Genomic DNA, 16,953 nt, shown 5'->3' with positions numbered 1-16,953 from the left:
CCCGGGGTGAGCGGACGATCCATGACAGCCCGGGAGGCATCAGCACACCCCCCGCTCATGACGGATGGCGAAGTCTCCGGCGAACCGCTCCAGGGCGACGACGTCGACCCGGATCGCGTCGAACCGCTCGTGCCTGTCGGCCAGCCACCTGCCCGCGAGCCTGCGCAGACGAGCGATCTTGGCGTCGGTGACCGCCTCGAAGGCGGTGCCGTGGCTGCGGCCGGAGCGGGTCTTCACCTCCACAGCGACGAGCGTGCGCCCCTCGCGGGCGACGACGTCGATCTCCCCTTCCCGGCACCGCCAGTTACGGTCCAGGATCTGCAGGTCGTGGGCGAGCAGATAATCCACGGCGATCTGTTCACCGTGCCTGCCGAGCGCGTCTTTCGCGGCCATGGAACCACCTCCGGTTCCCGACCTTCGCCCAGCACGCCCCACCCCCAAGAGGCCGAACCGGATTCTGTGGATAGTCGCCCTGCCGCGAGAACCCCTGTGGACGAAAGAGCCCCCGGGGGCGGTGGCGTCTCACGGAGGCCCTCGGCCTCGCGGTCACCTCGCACCGCTCCACGATCACCGGTCTGCGATCCACGACCACCGGTTCACGACCACCGGCCGTACCCCGAGCGGCCATCCACGCCACCGGCCCCGAGGCCCGCCACCGGCTCCAGCGGCCCGGATCCTCCAGCCGTGCCGGATTCTCCGGCCGTGCCGAATCAATCCCGGCCATCCCGGCCATCCCGGCCGCACCAGCCGCTTCGAGCCATCCAAGAAGGCCCTACCGGAGCCGAGCCCGTCCGAACCGAGCCGGTCCGAGCCGAACCGAGCCCTTCCGGTTCGCACCCATCCGGGCCCGTCCGACCCCGCTCCCACCCCCGCCCACCGGGACGAGGACGTGCCTCACCGGCGGGCACCGGGAACGCTCAGGAGGAGAAGCCCTCCTTGGGCATCTCGAGATCGGGCTTGGCCAGCTCCTCCACGTTGACGTCCTTGAACGTCACCACCCGTACGTTCTTGACGAACCTCGCGGGCCGGTACATGTCCCAGACCCAGGCGTCCTGCATCTTCACGTCGAAGAACACGTCCCCGTTCTCGGCCGTGCGCACGTCCAGATCGACGGAGTTGGTGAGATAGAAGCGGCGCTCGGTCTCCACGACATAGGTGAACAGGCCGACGACATCGCGGTACTCACGGTAGAGCTGCAGCTCCATCTCGGTTTCGTACTTTTCGAGATCTTCTGCGCTCATACCGGTCCTCCTGTCAAACGCCCACCCCGAACCGCCAGGTCAGACGGTCCCGGCCCCCACTTCATTCTCACCCATCACCTCGCCCGCTCCTGACCGCGCCACCGTCGAGAACGAGAAGCGATGATCCGGACACGGGCCATAGGTTCTGAGAGCCCTGCGATGATCTGCGGTGCCGTACCCCTTGTGCACGGCGAACCCGTACCGGGGATGGCGCTCGTGCAACGCGATCATCATCTCGTCCCGCGTCACCTTGGCCACGATCGAGGCCGCGGCGACACAGGCCGCCACCCGGTCCCCCTTCCACATGCCCAGCGACGGGGCGGGCAGACCGGGGACGGGAAACCCGTCGGTGAGAACGTAGCCGGGGTCACAGGGTAACCGTGCCACGGCCCTGCGCATTCCCTCGATGTTCGACCGGTGAAGGCCACGTGCGTCGATCTCGGCCGGTGGGATCACCACCACCGCGACCGCCCGCGCGGTGGCCGTGATCCGCTCGTGGAGCGACTCGCGCCGGGAGGCCGTCAGCAGCTTGGAGTCGTCCAGGCCGTCGATCCGGGCTCCCAGCACCACCGCGGCGACCACCAGGGGCCCGGCACAGGCGCCCCGGCCGGCCTCGTCGACCCCGGCCACGGGGCCGAGCCCGCGGCGTTCCAGGGCCCGTTCGTAGCCGTAGAACCCGGAATCCCGCCGGACCACGCTGGGTCTGGGGCGAAACACCGCCGTCATGGCACCACGGGCGACACACCGAACATGAGCAGAGAGTACGCCCCCTTCGGGGTATTCGGTACCGCTATCTCACCTTGAGGAAGCTCTCCGGCCGGGACAGGACGGTGGCCCTGGAGAACGGCCAGTAGATCGCGACGGCGCGGCCGATGACGTCCTCCTCGGAGACCGTGCCCTCCCCCAGCCTCTCCTCCTGGGCCCGCGAGTCGGCCGAGGCGGTGCGATGATCCCCCATCACCCACAGCCGTCCCTTGGGCACGACCTTCTCGAACTCGTCACCCGAGGGGAAGTCCTCGGAGTACAGGTAGGAGCTCTCGTCCAGCGGCACGCCGTTGACCGTGATGCGGCGCTTGGCGTCACAGCACTTCACGGTGTCACCACCGACCGCGATGACCCGCTTGATGGTGTCCTGGTCGTTCCAGCCGCTGAAGACCACGATGTCGCCGCGTTCGGAGGCTCCGTGCAGCTTGTTGACGACCACCCGGTCGCCCACGAGCAGGGTGCTCTCCATCGACTCCGACGGGATGTGGAACGACTGGAAGACGAAGACCTGTAACAGCAGGGCCACCAGCACCCCGCACACCAGCAGGAACAGTGACTCGCGCAGGCCACCGCCCTTACCGCGCTTCTTTCTCTTCCCGACCTCGGGTTCGGCGGCCATGGGTGCGCTCACCGCCTCGACAGGTGGCGACGACGCCACAACACCAGCGGCACGGCACCGGCGAAGCCCGCCAGGAACGGGGTGGCGCCTTCGGCGACCGCGGCCACCTTGAGCGCCTGCTGGCCGAACGTGTCGGGAATGGGAAGGGTCGTGGCCCTGGAGAACGGCCACACGATCACGAAGGCCCGGCCGATCACCTTGTCCACCGGGATCGTCCCCCCGCCCGGGTCGCCCAGGTGGGATCGGGAGTCCAGGGAGACCACCCGGTGGTCGCCCATCACCCACAGGCGCCCGGGGCCGACCTTGACCTCGAACTCCCTCTGGGACGGCACGTCTCCGGGGTAGAGGTACGACTTCTCGTCGATGGCGACCCCGTTGACCGTCACCCGGCCCTGGGCGTCGCAGCACTTCACCGTGTCCCCGCTGACGCCGATGACCCGCTTGATGTAGTCCTTCTCGCCGGGCACCACGCCGAAGGCGGTGCCGACCCAGCGGAAGAACCCGACGACCGGGTTGGAGGGCTCCTCGAGGTCGATCTCGGGATCCCAGGAGTCGACCCCGGAGAAGACCACCACGTCACCGCGCTCGATGTCGCGGGCGCGGTAGACGAGCTTGTTGACCAGAACACGGTCGTTGGTGAGCAGGGTGTTCTCCATCGACTCCGACGGGATGTAGAACGCCTGGATCACGAACGTCTTGATTATGAGGGCGAGCACCAAGGCCACGACGATCAGGACGGGCAGTTCCTTCCAGAAGGAACCCTTCTTTTTGCCCTTGTCATCTGGGGCGGTCTTCTGGGTGTCTTCGGCGACCACGTCCACCTCGTCCTCGACAGGTCGACGCGAGACTGCGCCGTACTCCCGGTCTTCGCTAGTCATCGCAGACGAGCCTAGATGATGGCCGGTACCAAGTGGTCGAGCCACCGGGTACCACCTAGCCTGCTTATCGCCACAGGATTTCAAATCCCGTCACACGCCACTGGCCCGCCCCCGCGTTCGGGGGGCGGGCCAGGGCGACGACGGGCGGACGCCTAGCGGGCGTCGCGCTTCTCGCGGATGCGGGCGGCCTTGCCCCGCAGGTCGCGCATGTAGTAGAGCTTGGCGCGGCGGACGTCGCCACGGGTCACGAGGTTGATCTTCTCGATGACCGGGCTGTGCACCGGGAAGGTGCGCTCGACGCCGACGCTGTAGCTGACCTTGCGGACGGTGAAGGTCTCGCGGGCGCCACCGCCCTGACGGCGCAGGACGAAGCCCTTGAAGACCTGGACACGGGACCGGCTGCCCTCGATGACCCGGACGTGGACCTCGAGCGTGTCACCGGGCCGGAAGTCCGGGACGTCGGTGCGGAGCGCGGACTTCTCGAGCTCGCTGATCAGCGTGTGCATGGCAGTGGTACCTCGTCTGTCAAAGGCGCGCGGAGGTCCGTCCGGCCGCGGCGGGGCGGCGTCGTGACGGACACGCGTGCTGGAGTGGACTGTGTCTCGGAGCCGGAACCGTCTGGCCGGCGACGCGCGTCGGCCCGAACTCGACCGGCGGCAACGCTTCAGTCTGCCATATCCTTTCGACCGATCGGAAATCAACCGGTCAGAACGCCCGGTTCCGCGGGCCTTCGGCGGGACCGGCGACATGATCGGCGACCGCGAGCCCCGTCTCGGCCAGCACCTCCCGGTCCCGGCGGTCCAGGCTCTCCGTCCCGATCAGGGCCAGCAGTTCGGGCCTGTTCCTGGCGGTACGGCGCAGCGCCTCGTCCCGCCGCCACCGGGCCACCCTCCCGTGGTGGCCGGAGAGCAGGACCTCCGGCACCTCGTGCCCGCGCCACTCGGGCGGCTTGGTGTAGACCGGGCCCTCGAGAAGGTTCTCCATCGCGCCGGGCGCGAACGAGTCGTCCACGGCCGAGCGGGCGTTGCCCAGCACCCCCGGCAGCAGCCGCCCGACGGCCTCGATCATCACCAGCACCGCGACCTCGCCCCCGGCCAGGACGTAGTCGCCGATGCTGACCTCGTCCACCCGCAGGCGGGTGCCGTACTCGGCCGTCACCCGGGAGTCGATGCCCTCGTAGCGGGCCGGGGTGAACAGCAGCCAGGGCTCGGCGGCGTACTCCATCGCCAGCCTCTGGGTGAAGGGCACCCCGCTGGGGGTGGGAACGATCATCCGCGGCAGGGTGGCGGGATCCTCGGCCAGGAGGGCGTCGATGGCCTCCCCCCACGGGCCTGGCTTCATGACCATGCCGGGCCCGCCGCCGTAGGGGGTGTCGTCCACGGTGCGGTGCACGTCGTGGGCGTGGTCGCGGAGCTGGTGGAGGCGGACGTCGAGGATGCCGCGCTCGCGGGCCTTGCCGATGAGGGAGACCTCAAGAGGGGCGAAGTACTCGGGGAAGATCGAGACGATGTCGACGCGCATGGTCAGACGATCTCGTCCGGATCGAGCAGGCCGGGCGGGCCGTCCACGATGAGGAGACCCTTGTCCAGGTCGACCACGGGGACCAGGGCCTTGACGAACGGCACGTAGACCTCGGCGGCCTTCCCGCCCCCGGCCCCCCCGGCGTCCCCTGGTCGTCGCACGACGAGCAGGTCCTGGCCGTGGTGGAGCACGTCGGAGACCTCGCCCACCGCCTCGCCCGCGGGCGTGACGACGGCCAGGCCGATGAGCTGGTGGTCGTAGAACTCGTCCGGGTCCTCGGGCGGCGGGATGTCTCCCGAGTCGATGACGAGCATGGTCCCGCGGAGCTCCTCGGCGCGGTCGCGGCCGGTCACCCCCTCGAACCTGACCAGCAGGACCCCCGAGTGCCAGCGGCGGGACTCGACGACCAGCGGCCCGGCCGAGGCGGGGTCCGTGGCCAGGGCGGTGCCCGGGGCGAAACGCCTGTCCGGCTCGTCGGTGCGCACCTCCACGGAAACGTCTCCGCGGAGTCCGTGCGGGCGGCCTATCCGCCCTACGACGAGCTGCACGCCCGCCTCCTCACTGCTGATACCGGGAAATCCCGGAAGAACTGGGAAAAGCAGACGGGCCACCCACGCTGGGCGGGTGGCCCGTTCGCTCGATGGGACGCTTCTCGGCGCCTAGCGGGCCTCGTTCAGGTCGAGCAGGTCGACCCGGACGTACTTGCCGTCGCCGAGGGCGTTCACGACGGTGCGGAGCGCCTTGGCCGTACGGCCACCGCGGCCGATGACCTTACCCAGGTCCTCGGGATGGACCCGGACCTCGAGCACACGCCCGCTGCGGATGCGGCGAGCGTGAACCTGGACGTCGTCCGGAAACTCGACGATGCCCTTCACCAGGTGCTCGAGGGCCTCCTCAAGCACCTCAGGCCTCGCCTTCCGGCTTCTTCTCCTCGGCGGCCGCGGTCGGCTCGGCCGGGGTCTCGGCGGCGGCCTCGGCCACGGGAGCGGCCTCGGGGGCGGCCTCCGTCTTGGGAGCCGCCTCGGCCTTCGGAGCCGCTTCCTCAGCCTTGGGAGCCGCCTTGCGGGTCGACTTCTTCGGCGTGGTGGCGGCCTCCAGGGAGAGCGCCTCCTTGGCGGCGGCCTCGTACACGGCGTGACGGTCGCTCTTGGGCTCGGCGACCAGCAGCGGAGCCGGGGCGGGCTCGCCCTTGAACTTCTGCCAGTCGCCGGTCAGCTTGAGGAGCTTGAGCACGGGCTCGGTCGGCTGGGCGCCGACACCGAGCCAGTAGGCCGCCCGGTCGGAGTCGACCTCGATGCGCGAGGGGTTCTCCTTGGGGTGGTACAGGCCGATCTCCTCGATCGCCCGGCCGTCACGCTTGGTGCGGCTGTCGGCGATGACGATGCGGTACTGCGGGTTGCGGATCATGCCGAGCCGCTTGAGCTTGATCTTGACTGCCACTGGTGTGGTCTCTCCTGCATTAGAGCGTGGGTGAGCGGCGTCTCATCGAGTGGGGCACGAGGAGAGGACCGTTCGAGGGACAGGCATGGCACGCGGGAGTGAGAGGGCAACCACGTGTCACGATGTTCCAACATGTCATTGTGCCAGACACCCGGGGGTGTCCGGTCGATCCACGGCCATCCGATGGGCCCTCGGGAGGGCAAATCTCGGTAATCCGCGTGTGTCCGGGGTCGTGGGCGGGCCGGACTGCTGCGCTAAATGGCCGCCGTGCCGACCACCCTCAGATCCCTGCTGCTGACCGCGACCGGATCCATCGCCGTGCTGGGCGCGGTGCTGGCCATCAGGACGGCCCCCGAGGGCGGGGCCGTCGTGGCCCCCCTGCCCGCATCGGCCTCGACCGCCCCGGTGCCCGCACCCGGTGCCCCGGCGAGCGTCCCAGGACCGGCGAGCACCTCGGGACCGGCGGGCGCGCCGGGAGGCGTCCCGGGCGTTTCCCGGGAGCGGGCCCCGGCCGGTGCCGCGGAGATCCTCCTGCGGAGCGTCCTGGGAGACCTCCCGGCGCTCCGTCCCGTCGCCCCCGGCCTGTCCGCCGCCTCGGCCCCCGCAGGCGGCGCCCCGGAGAGCGATCCGGTACGGCTCCCGGAGCCCTCCCCGGCCCCGCCCGTGGCCCCGGGGACGCCGGTGCTGCCGGACGGGCCGGTGGTGCCGGAAGACGCAGGGAACGCCTCCGCGCGGACGCCCGGGGCGGGGGCCACGGCCCCCGTACGGGCGACGCGGGTCATGCGGGCCGTGCCCGCCGGGTAGCCCGCGCACCCGGCCCACGGCTCCGCGCATCCCTGGAAAAGACCGGGCGGAAAAGACCATGCGGAAAAGACCGGGCGGGGAAGGCTAGGCGGGGCGTACCCCGGCCAGCTCCAGCACGGTCACCACGATGAAGCCCAGCATGATGACCACCCAGATCCACCGGGTACGCGAGTTGAAGCGGTCATCGCTCACCTGGGCTCCTCACTCCTGCGGGCCCCGCTCGTCCGGGGCCCCGCTCACTTCTGGCCGGGGAACTTGAAGGTCGAGGGGTCGAAGCCCGGGGGCAGCTCCAGGCCCGGCGGGAGCTGCTGCCCGGCGCCCAGTTTGCCGAGCAGGCCGTTCCCGGCCGGGGGCGCCTCGGCGCCCTTGTCGGAGGCCGCCTTGCCGAGCGCCGCCTTGCGCGGGTCGCCGCTGACCCTGCGTCCCTTGGCCGCCTTCTTCTGGGCGGCCTTGCCGGCCTTGCGGCCGCCCGGCATGCCGGGGATGCCCATCCCTCCGGCCATCCGCTTCATCATCTTCTGCGCGTCGAAGAAGCGGGTCACCAGGCCGCTCACCTCGGTCACCGTCACGCCCGAGCCCTTGGCGATACGGGCCCGGCGGGAACCGTCGATCATCTTCGGGTTCTGCCGCTCGCCCGGGGTCATCGAGCGGATGATGGCGGCGATGCGGTCGAGGTCGCGGTCGTCGACCTGGTTGAGCTGCTCGCGCATCTGCCCCATGCCGGGCATCATGCCGAGCAGGTTCTTGATGGGGCCCATCTTCTGGACCATCATCATCTGCTCGAGGAAGTCCTCCAGCGTGAAGCCCTCGCCCGAGGTGAGCTTGCTCGCCATCTTGGCGGTCTCGGCCTCGTCGAAGGTCTTCTGGGCCTGCTCGATCAGGGTGAGGATGTCACCCATGTCGAGGATGCGGGAGGCCATCCGGTCCGGGTGGAAGGCGTCGAAGTCCTCGAGCTTCTCACCGGTGGACGCGAACATGATCGGCTTGCCGGTGATGTGGCGGACCGAGAGCGCGGCGCCGCCCCGGGCGTCGCCGTCGAGCTTGGTCAGCACCACGCCGTCGAAGCCGACGCCCTCCATGAACGCCTGGGCCGTGGTGACGGCGTCCTGGCCGATCATGGCGTCCACCACGAAGAGGACCTCGTCGGGCGAGACCGCGTCGCGGATGTCGGCGGCCTGCCTCATCAGCTCCTGGTCGATGCCCAGGCGGCCGGCGGTGTCGATGATGACGATGTCGTGCTGCTGCCGCCTGGCGTGGTCGAGGGACCGGCGGGCCACCTCGACCGGGTCGCCGACGCCGTTGCCGGGCTCGGGCGCGTAGACCGCGACACCGGCCCGCTCGGCCACGACCGAGAGCTGCTGGACCGCGTTGGGCCGCTGGAGGTCCGCGGCGACCAGCAGCGGCGTGTGGTTCTGCTCGCGCAGCCAGCGGGCGAGCTTGCCGGCCAGGGTCGTCTTGCCCGCGCCCTGGAGGCCCGCGAGCATGACGACGGTCGGCGGGTTCTTGGCGTACCGGAGCCGCCGGGTCTCCCCGCCGAGGATCTCGATGAGCTCGTCATTGACGATCTTGACGACCTGCTGCGCCGGGTTCAGCGCCTGGGAGACCTCGACGCCGCGGGCCCGTTCCTTGACCTGGGCGACGAACGCCTTGACCACGGGCAGGGCGACGTCGGCCTCGAGCAGCGCGATGCGGATCTCGCGGCAGGTCGCGTCGATGTCGGCCTCGGACAGCCGACCCTTGGATCGAAGGGAGGAGAAGACCGATGTCAGCCGGTCGGAAAGCGTCTCGAACACGTGATTGGCCAGCCTCTGCGCTACAGGTCTGCGACTCGACCTCCCAGCCTATCCGCTGGGAGGTACGACTGACGCCCTCGTGGGGTCAGCGGCCCCAGCCGGGGACGGCCATCCGCACGGTGAGCGCGTGCTCGACCAGCGTGATGAGCGTGGCCTTGACCGCGTCGCGGGAGCGCGCGTCGGTGCGGGAGATGGGGATGTGCGGGGCCAGGGTCAGCGCCTCGCGTACCTCGTCCTCACCGTGCAGGTAGGTGCCGTCCCACCCGTTGACCGCCACGACGAAGGGGAGCTTGGCCTCCTCGAAGTAGTCGATCGCCGGGAAGCTGTCGGCCAGCCGCCGGGTGTCGACCAGCACGATCGCGCCGATCGCGCCGCGGACCAGGTCGTCCCACATGAACCAGAACCGGTGCTGGCCGGGCGTGCCGAACAGGTACAGGATCAGGTCGCGGTCCAGCGAGACGCGGCCGAAGTCCATCGCCACCGTGGTGGTGGTCTTGTTCGGCGTCAGCCCCAGGTCGTCGATCCCGGCGCTGGCGTCGGTCATGACCGCCTCGGTGGTCAGCGGCACGATCTCCGAGACCGCTCCCACGAACGTGGTCTTGCCGACGCCGAACCCCCCCGCGACGACGATTTTCGTCGATGTCAGGCCGCCGCCGCGGCTAGAGCCTGCGAAGTCCACTGAGCACCCTTTCCAGCAGGTTGAGATCCGGCTTGCCCGCGTCCAGCTGCGGCTGGTGCAGCTGGACCAGACCCTCGGCGGCCATGTCGGCCACCAGGATCCGGGTCACGCCGAGCGGGATGCGGAGCATCGCGGAGATCTCAGCGACCGAACGCACTTGCCGGCACAGGGCGCTGATCGCCTGATACTCCGGGGTGCGGGTGGATAGATCGTGATGTGCGGACGTCGCCGAGGAGACCAGGGCCTCCAGGGCGAGCTGGGTCCGGGGGGCGGTACGCCCCCCGGTCACCGCGTACGGACGGACCAGGGAGCTCTGCTCCGCCGGTGCCGGCTGCATGAGGTGTGACGGACCGCCCTGATGACGGTGGGGGTCGTCCATTGATTGATAGGGGAACCCGCCGTGCGGGTCGCCCTCACCGGTCCAACCGCGGCCTGCCACGGCAGCCTCCTAGCGTCGTCACCGTCACCGCGAATGGGAAGACTGCAGTTCCGCGCGCACGGCCGGGGTCAAGACCTGGCCGGCCCGCTCGACCAGCAGGGTCATCTGGTAGGCCACCAGGCCCATGTCGCAGTCGGCCGCGGCCAGCACGGCCAGACACGAGCCGTCGCTGATGGACATGATGAGGAGCAGCCCGCGCTGCATCTCCACCACGGTCTGGGTGACCGCACCGCCCTCGAACACCCGTGAGGCGCCCTGGGTCAGGCTGATCAGACCGGCCGCGACCGCGGCGAGCTGGTCGGCCCTGTCCCTGGGGAACCCGTCGGAATACGCCAACGGCAGACCGTCCGCCGACACCACGACCGTGTGCGCCACACCCGGGACGTTGTTCACAAAGTCGGTGATCAGCCAATTGACCCCCCGGGCGGCCTGGCTCATTTCGCGCACGTGTCATCCTCCTTGGCGACCATGATGAGCTCGCTCACCGGTCCTCCTTGTTTCCTTCGACGTCCCGGGTGAAGTCGGGATACGGCCGCCCGTCCCCGGCGGCCCCGCCCCTGGCGGCCGCCCGGCCCTGCCGTACTCCCTGCTGGAAGCTGGCGAGCCTGTTGCGCACCGCCTCTGGGGAGACGGTCGGCCTCAGGACGGGAGCTTGGGGGGCCGCACCCAGGTCGGGTGTGACCGTACCGGGCACCAGGTTCGCCTTGGGCACCCGCTTGGGCAGCCCGGAGCCGGTGATCCCGCCGAGGGAGGGGTCGCTGGCGGCCTTGGCCGCCTGCCACCCGGCGTCGGCGGGAGATGACCATCCGCCCGGCTGCGCCGGGACCGCGGGCTGCGAGAGCTGGACGGTCTCCTGGGCCGAGGGGGCCGGCGCGGCCTCGGGGGCCTGGGCCGGTGGGACCTCGGGGTGGTGTTCCTGGACCGCGGCGACCGGCTCGACCTTCTTGAACCAGTCGGACTCGACGGCCGCGAAGATCGGCAGGAACTCCTCCTTGGCCTCCTCCATGGGCGAGGAGTCGGGCACCACCGGCAGCGGGCCGGTGTTGTCGGCCGCCTCGAAGCCGCGGCGCCCGAACGGCCCGGGGTCGCCGGTGGAGGGCCATCCCCCGGAGTCGCCGCCGCGCAGGGAGGAGTTCGACCAGACGTCGGAGCCGCCGTCCCTGTTCTGCCCGCCGGGCCAGACCGGGGCGTCGCCGCGTACCGGCGCGCCGGGACCGGCCGACCATCCGCCGGAGTCGGCGCGGGGGGCGCCGCCCTGTCCCTGTCCCTGTCCCTGTCCGTGGCGCCAGGCCGACGGGTCGGGATGGGAGGTCTCGGGCCAGCCGGGGGCCGCCGGTCCGGTCCCGGGCGGCGGGGTCTGTCCCGGCCACGGGGTGTCGACGGGCGCCTGGCCGAACTGTCCCCCGCCGAACGGGGTCTGCGGGGCCTCGAAGGAGTTGAACTGCTGTCCCAGGTCGAGGGAGGCGAACGAGTTCTGGTGCGCGGCCTCGAACGAGGCGAAGGACGGCATCGGGGGGGGCGGTGGGGCTGGCCATCACCGGTGCGCGGTCCATCGAGCCCATGGAGGCGCCCCAGTCGCCGCTCTGCGTCATGCCCGCGGGGGCACCCGGACGGGCGGTGACGGCGAGCAGGTTCTCCGGGAGCAGGACCATGGCGGTCAGGCCGCCGCTGTCCTGCTGCCTGAGCTGGACGCGGATGCCGTGCCGCAGCGCCAGCCGGCCGACCACGAACAGTCCCATCCGGCGCGACACCGACACGTCCACCACCGGCGGGTTGGCCAGCCGCCAGTTGGCCCCGGCCAGTTCCTCGGCGGTCATGCCGATGCCGATGTCGGTCACCGAGACCATCACGCCGCCGCCGTCGATGCGGTTGCTGGAGACGATGACCTTGGTCTCCCGGGGGGAGAAGGAGATCGCGTTCTCCACGAGCTCCGCGATCAGGTGCACGACGTCGTTGACGGAGGTACCGGCCACGGACACGCCGGCGGACAGCTGCAGGTCGACCCGCTCGTAGTTCTCGACCTCCGACAGCGAGGCGCGGACCACGTCGATGAGCGGGACCGGCTGGCTCCACCGGCGGGCGGGTTCCTGGCCGGCGAGGACCAGGAGGTTCTCGGAGTTGCGGCGCATGCGGGTGGCCAGGTGGTCCAGGCGGAAGAGGCTGCCGAGCCGGCCCTCGTCCTGCTCGCCCTGCTCCAGGCTCTCGATGAGGGAGAGCTGGCGCTCGACCAGGGTCTGGCTGCGCCGGGAGAGGTTGACGAACATCGCGTTGACGTTGCTCCGCAGCGTGGCCTCCTGGCCCGCCAGCCGTACGGCCTCGCGGTGGACCTCGTCGAAGGCCCGCGCCACCTCACCGATCTCGTCCTCGGAGGAGACGCCGATCGGCGTGATGTCGGTGGCCGAGACCTCGCCGGTCTCGCGCATCGTCTGGACGGTCTCGGGCAGGCGCTGCCCGGCGATGGACAGCGCCTCGGTGCGCAGCGTGCGCAGCGGCCTGACCAGCGACCGCGCCATGATCGCGGTGACGATCAGGACGAGGACGATCAGCAGGCCGATCAGCCCGGCGGCGATCAGCGCGCCGCGCTGCTCGGCGCTCTGCAGCACCTGGCTCTGGCCGATGAGGGTGGTGGCGACCTGCTTCTCGACCGTGCGCATCCGGCTGACGATGTCGCTGGAGACGTCGAACCACTGCGCCTGGTCACTGGCCCTGCCGGTGGAGACGTCGACGTTCTGCAGCGGGACGATGTTGTTCAGGCCCATGAAGATGGCGCGGGCGCGCATGGCGGCCGCGCGGTCCTTCTTCTGGCTGCTGACCGTGTCGTCGTAGAGCTGGCGCTGGGCGACGGAGGCCTCGGTGCGGAAGGCGGCGAGCTCTCCCTCGAGCTGGGCACGGGCGGCCAGCATGGCGTTCAGGCCCTCGGCGCCGAACTGCCCCGCGGCCAGCGCGATGGCGAGCTCGGCCCGTTCCCTGGACGCCTGTTCCTTGGCGCGGGCCAGCGAGCCGAAGGCGGCCGCGTTACCGGCGAGGTCCTGGTCGGAGATGCCCTGGATGATCTCGTCGTGCAGGGCCAGCAGGTCCGCGATCGTGCGGGAGTACATGTCGATCACGGGCTTGGCGGGCATCGCGCTGTTCGCCCCGGTCGCGGTCTCGCGCATGCTCTTGAACTCGGCGATGCGCCGGCGGATCTGGGTGAGCTCGGTCCTGCCCCGGGTGCCGAGGGCCTCCAGCACGCCGCTGTCGAGGTTGACGGCGTCGACGCGGGTGGAGACCTCGCCGACGACCTCGTCCACGACCTCGTACTGCTTGCGGACGTTCGCCCTGCCGGTGCTCTGGCGGCCCTGGGCCGCGTGCCGCGCCGACAGGTCGCGTTCGAGCTGCAGCTCGTCGACCAGGCGGCTGAGGTCGTCGGCGAGCTGGGCGACGGTGTGCACCCGCTCGTACTCGCCGGCGGTGGTGAGCGAGGTGGTGACCCGCAGGCCGCCGAGCACGATCGCGGCGGCCGTGGGGATGACGATGAGCGCGATCAGCCTGGACCGCACCCGCCAGTTCCTGAGCGCGAACCTGCCGCGTCTCCGTGCGGGCCTGTCGGAATCGCTTCCCTCGGGGTCCGGGTCGGGGCCGCCCCGGGGCCCTGTCCCCCGGTTGGCGGATCCCAGGGCAGGTGCCAGCCCGGATTCGCGTTCGCTGGGGGTTGACGCTGTCCTCACTGGCCTCCGCTGCCTCTCCTCGGATCGTCTGCTTGGAGGGGATCGCGTCACGCAGTGATGTGCAAGTGACGCCGACGCATCCATGGGGTAGGGGTTATTGGAGCACAGCCGGATGAGATCGGCCAACAGCGCATATCGCGCATCTCTCCACGAACGGGTACATAGGGTCCGCAATCGGGCAACGTCACACCCCCCTATGACCACAAAATCCCACAAAGATGCGAAACAGCTTTCTTGACAACTTTCAAGGCGCCCGCTAGGCCCTTCGCTGTTGTTGGTACGAGTGTGATGCGTGGGATGGATATGACCGCTTTGTGGCTTAGGGACGATAGGGGCGAAAGGGGCGTTATTTATGATTTGACTGATCTACTCCGCTACTCTGATCCGCGGTCGGCATCCCCCCTCGACCGACATGCCTCCCGGGGCCTCCTTCATGTCGCCCGATGCGTTCCACGGCGAGTCCCGGACGGGGCGGTCAAACGCAGCTAAGGAGACCCATGAGGTTCAGACTTGCGAGCCGGGCCGTCATCGCGGGAGTCGCCGCGGCCCTGGCACTGAGCGCCTGCGGCGGTTCCGGCGAACCGGCCAAGACCGCCGCCGCGAACGCGAAGGGCCTGGAGAAGACCAGCATCAAGATCGGTGCGCTGCCCATCCCCGACTCGGCCTCGCTCTATATCGCCAAGAAGAGGGGCTTCTTCAAGGACGCGGGCCTGGACGTCACGATCGAGGCCGTGGTCGGCGGGGCCCAGGCCCAGCAGGCCCTGATCGGCGGCACCCTGGACGCCACCCAGACGAACTACGTGTCGACCTTCCTGGCCGTCTCGGCGGGCAACAAGCTGAAGATCATCGCCGACATGTACCAGGCGACCCCGAACTCCTTCAACATCATGGTGCCCAAGGGCTCCTCGATCACCTCGCCCGCCGGCCTCAAGGGCAAGAAGATCGCGGTCAACAGCAGGAAGAACATCGGCACCCTGGCGGTGACCTCGGTCTTGAGGACGCACGGGCTGAAGGAGAGCGACGTCTCCTTCGTGGAGTTCCCCTTCCCCGAGATGAAGACCCAGCTGGAGAACGGCACCGTCGACGCCGCCTGGATGACCGAGCCGCACCTGACCGCCGTGCAGAAGACCATCGGCGCCCAGAAGCTCGCCGACACGATGGTCGACTCCACCGCCGACTTCCCCATCGCCGGCGTGGTCGTCACCGAGAAGTTCGCCACCGACAACCCCAAGACCGTCGCCGCCTTCCAGAGCGCGATGGGCAAGGCCCAGCAGATCGCCGCCTCCGACCGCAAGGCGGTCGAGGAGGTCCTGCCGGACTACACCAAGATCGACGCCGCGACCGCGGCCGTGATCACGCTCGGGTCCTTCCCCACCAGCCTCGACGAGACCCGGCTGCAGCGGGTCGCCGACCTGATGGTCGAGCAGGGCTACCTGAAGGAGCCGATCCAGGCCAAGGTCATCCTCCCCGGAAACCCCGGGTGAGAACGTACCACCCGCTCGACAGCAAACTGCTCTGCGGCGCCCTCGGCGCCGCGGGGCTGTTCTGCGTCCTGGAGGCCGCCGGCCGGACCGGGCTCATCGACCCGGCCGCCTTCCCGCTGGCCTCCACCGTGCTCGGCCGGGCGGTGGCACTCCTCACGGACGAGGCGTTCCTGTCCGACGTGGCCTCCACCCTCGGCGTGTGGGCCTCCGGCCTGCTGATCACGTTCGCGGTGGCCGTGCCCGCCGGGTTCCTGCTGGGCACCTCGTCCCAGGTGGAGAGGGCGTTGCGGCCCATCCTGGAGTTCCTCCGGCCGATCCCGTCGATCGCGCTGATCCCGCTGGCGCTCGCGGTGTTCTCCGAGAGATTCGACATGAAGGTCACCCTGGTCGTCTACGCGGCCACCTGGCCCGTCCTCATCAACACGATGTACGGCCTCAAGGACGTCGACCCGCTCGCCAAGGAGACGCTGCGCAGCTTCGGCTTCGGCAGGTCGGCCGTGCTGTGGCGGGTCTCGCTGCCGAGCACGGCACCGTTCATCGCCACCGGCGTCCGGCTGGCCTCGGCGATCGCGCTCATCGTGGCGATCAGCACGGAGCTGATCGGCGGCGGCAGCGACGGCATCGGCAGCTACGTGCTGGAGAGCTCCGGCAGCGTGGACGCGGTGCAGTACGTCACCGCCGCGGCCATCTGGGCCGGGGTCATCGGGGTGCTCACCAACGGCCTGTTCGTGCTGGTGGAACGCCGGGTCTTCCGCTGGCACACCGCCCGTACGGAGGTGGTCTGATGAGCGGCGCGCTGCGCGCCGCCGCCCGGCTGTGGCCGGTGCCGGTGGCCCTGGTGCTGTGGGAGCTGGCCGCCCGCTCGGCCGAGGCGCTGACCTTCCCGCCCCCGTCGCAGATCGCCGCCAGCATGCACACCATGTGGCTGACCGGCCCTCCCGAACGGCTGTGGCTCACCGACGCGGCGCTGGCGAACATCCCGGTGAGCATCGGCCGGCTGCTGCTCGGATGGGTGCTGGCCGGGATCGCCGGGGTCACCCTCGGGGTCGCGCTGGGCCGCTCCCCGCTGCTCTTCCGCTTCGTCGACCCCCTGGTCCAGTTCGCCCGGGCCATCCCCCCGCCCATGCTGCTGGCGTTCTTCCTGGCGTTGTTCGCGATCGGCACCCGGATGCAGGTCAGCTTCATCGCGTTCGGCATCGTCTGGCCCGTCCTGATCAACGCCTCCGAGGGGGCCCGCCATGTCGACCGCCAGCACCTGGACACCGCCCGGGTCTTCGGGCTGTCCGGCCGTGAGCGCCTGTTCCGGGTCATCCTGCCCTCGGCCATGCCCAAGATCTTCGCCGGGCTGCGGGTCAGCCTGTCGCTGGCGCTGATCCTCATGGTGCTGTCGGAGCTGGTGGGCAGCGTCGACGGGATCGGTTTCCAGCTCCTGGACTCCCAGCGGTCGTACGACCTTCCGGGCGTGTGGGCGTCCATCGTGGTGCTCGGCGTCCTGGGATACGTCCTGAACTCGGCCTTCCTGGCGGCCGAGCGGCGTGTCCTGTCCTGGCACCGCTCCGCCAAGCAGACGACCTGAGGATCTG

At 70.2% G+C, this 16,953-nt stretch carries 19 protein-coding genes; 4 read left to right on the top strand and 15 right to left on the bottom strand.

The features are described 5' to 3' along the window. Window positions 1-39: 39 nt before the first annotated feature. The 10 genes from ABD832_RS03790 to rpsP form a co-directional block, all read right to left on the bottom strand. On the bottom strand, window positions 40-393 hold the full coding sequence (locus ABD832_RS03790) for a YraN family protein (protein WP_344888311.1): 354 nt from the start codon (window positions 391-393) through the stop codon (window positions 40-42). A gap of 524 nt (window positions 394-917) precedes the next feature. Further along, complete coding sequence (locus ABD832_RS03785; protein WP_030511723.1) at window positions 918-1,241, bottom strand: DUF2469 domain-containing protein; 324 nt, start codon at window positions 1,239-1,241, stop codon at window positions 918-920. Window positions 1,242-1,280: 39 nt separating this feature from the next. Next, a complete protein-coding gene (locus ABD832_RS03780; RefSeq protein WP_344888308.1) occupies window positions 1,281-1,967 on the bottom strand; it encodes a ribonuclease HII in 687 nt (228 codons plus the stop codon). Window positions 1,968-2,031: 64 nt separating this feature from the next. Then, entirely contained in the window at window positions 2,032-2,625 is a 594-nt protein-coding gene (gene lepB / locus ABD832_RS03775) for a signal peptidase I (RefSeq protein ID WP_344888305.1), read from the bottom strand. 8 nt (window positions 2,626-2,633) lie between these two features. Further along, window positions 2,634-3,503, bottom strand: coding sequence for a signal peptidase I (lepB, locus tag ABD832_RS03770; RefSeq protein ID WP_344888302.1), 870 nt, complete (start codon window positions 3,501-3,503; stop codon window positions 2,634-2,636). Window positions 3,504-3,655: 152 nt separating this feature from the next. Continuing rightward, on the bottom strand, window positions 3,656-4,009 hold the full coding sequence (gene rplS / locus ABD832_RS03765) for a 50S ribosomal protein L19 (protein WP_344888299.1): 354 nt from the start codon (window positions 4,007-4,009) through the stop codon (window positions 3,656-3,658). 199 nt (window positions 4,010-4,208) lie between these two features. After that, the gene (trmD, locus tag ABD832_RS03760) at window positions 4,209-5,024 is read right to left on the bottom strand and encodes a tRNA (guanosine(37)-N1)-methyltransferase TrmD (RefSeq protein ID WP_344888296.1); all 816 of its coding nucleotides are present in this window, start codon (window positions 5,022-5,024) and stop codon (window positions 4,209-4,211) included. Between the two features lie 2 nt (window positions 5,025-5,026). Then, window positions 5,027-5,572, bottom strand: coding sequence for a ribosome maturation factor RimM (gene rimM, locus ABD832_RS03755; RefSeq protein ID WP_344888293.1), 546 nt, complete (start codon window positions 5,570-5,572; stop codon window positions 5,027-5,029). 111 nt (window positions 5,573-5,683) lie between these two features. Next, a complete protein-coding gene (locus tag ABD832_RS03750) occupies window positions 5,684-5,926 on the bottom strand; it encodes an RNA-binding protein (protein ID WP_344888290.1) in 243 nt (80 codons plus the stop codon). Between the two features lies 1 nt (window position 5,927). Beyond that, window positions 5,928-6,464, bottom strand: a complete 537-nt coding sequence (rpsP, locus tag ABD832_RS03745) for a 30S ribosomal protein S16 (RefSeq protein WP_344888287.1) — start codon at window positions 6,462-6,464, stop codon at window positions 5,928-5,930. 267 nt (window positions 6,465-6,731) lie between these two features. On the opposite strand from rpsP, the gene ABD832_RS03740 reads away from it, so the two are divergent. Further along, entirely contained in the window at window positions 6,732-7,268 is a 537-nt protein-coding gene (locus ABD832_RS03740) for a hypothetical protein (RefSeq protein WP_344888284.1), read from the top strand. Window positions 7,269-7,504: 236 nt separating this feature from the next. On the opposite strand, the gene ffh is transcribed toward ABD832_RS03740, so the two are convergent. The 5 genes from ffh to ABD832_RS03715 form a co-directional block, all read right to left on the bottom strand. After that, complete coding sequence (ffh, locus tag ABD832_RS03735) at window positions 7,505-9,061, bottom strand: signal recognition particle protein (protein ID WP_344888281.1); 1,557 nt, start codon at window positions 9,059-9,061, stop codon at window positions 7,505-7,507. Between the two features lie 85 nt (window positions 9,062-9,146). Next, complete coding sequence (locus ABD832_RS03730; protein WP_344888278.1) at window positions 9,147-9,740, bottom strand: GTP-binding protein; 594 nt, start codon at window positions 9,738-9,740, stop codon at window positions 9,147-9,149. Continuing rightward, on the bottom strand, window positions 9,721-10,077 hold the full coding sequence (locus ABD832_RS03725) for a DUF742 domain-containing protein (protein WP_344888275.1): 357 nt from the start codon (window positions 10,075-10,077) through the stop codon (window positions 9,721-9,723). The genes ABD832_RS03730 and ABD832_RS03725 overlap by 20 nt, the downstream gene beginning before the upstream one ends. Before the next feature lie 126 nt (window positions 10,078-10,203). Beyond that, on the bottom strand, window positions 10,204-10,617 hold the full coding sequence (locus tag ABD832_RS03720) for a roadblock/LC7 domain-containing protein (protein WP_211263895.1): 414 nt from the start codon (window positions 10,615-10,617) through the stop codon (window positions 10,204-10,206). Further along, entirely contained in the window at window positions 10,614-13,718 is a 3,105-nt protein-coding gene (locus ABD832_RS03715; protein WP_344888272.1) for a sensor histidine kinase, read from the bottom strand. The genes ABD832_RS03720 and ABD832_RS03715 overlap by 4 nt, the downstream gene beginning before the upstream one ends. 665 nt (window positions 13,719-14,383) lie before the next feature. Here ABD832_RS03715 and ABD832_RS03710 point away from each other — a divergent pair. From ABD832_RS03710 to ABD832_RS03700, 3 genes are read left to right on the top strand one after another with little or no spacing between them, the layout of a single operon-like run. Continuing rightward, on the top strand, window positions 14,384-15,370 hold the full coding sequence (locus tag ABD832_RS03710; RefSeq protein WP_344888269.1) for an ABC transporter substrate-binding protein: 987 nt from the start codon (window positions 14,384-14,386) through the stop codon (window positions 15,368-15,370). Beyond that, window positions 15,367-16,155 (top strand): ABC transporter permease, encoded by a 789-nt coding sequence (locus tag ABD832_RS03705; protein WP_344888266.1) that lies wholly within the window; start codon window positions 15,367-15,369, stop codon window positions 16,153-16,155. The genes ABD832_RS03710 and ABD832_RS03705 overlap by 4 nt, the downstream gene beginning before the upstream one ends. After that, the gene (locus tag ABD832_RS03700) at window positions 16,155-16,946 is read left to right on the top strand and encodes an ABC transporter permease (protein WP_344888263.1); all 792 of its coding nucleotides are present in this window, start codon (window positions 16,155-16,157) and stop codon (window positions 16,944-16,946) included. The genes ABD832_RS03705 and ABD832_RS03700 overlap by 1 nt, the downstream gene beginning before the upstream one ends. The last annotated feature ends 7 nt before the right edge of the window (window positions 16,947-16,953 follow it).

It is taken from the genome of Streptosporangium longisporum (genome assembly GCF_039534895.1).
GTDB classification, from domain to species: Bacteria; Actinomycetota; Actinomycetes; order Streptosporangiales; family Streptosporangiaceae; genus Streptosporangium; species Streptosporangium longisporum.
This window is presented reverse-complemented; position numbering and strand designations above follow the sequence as displayed.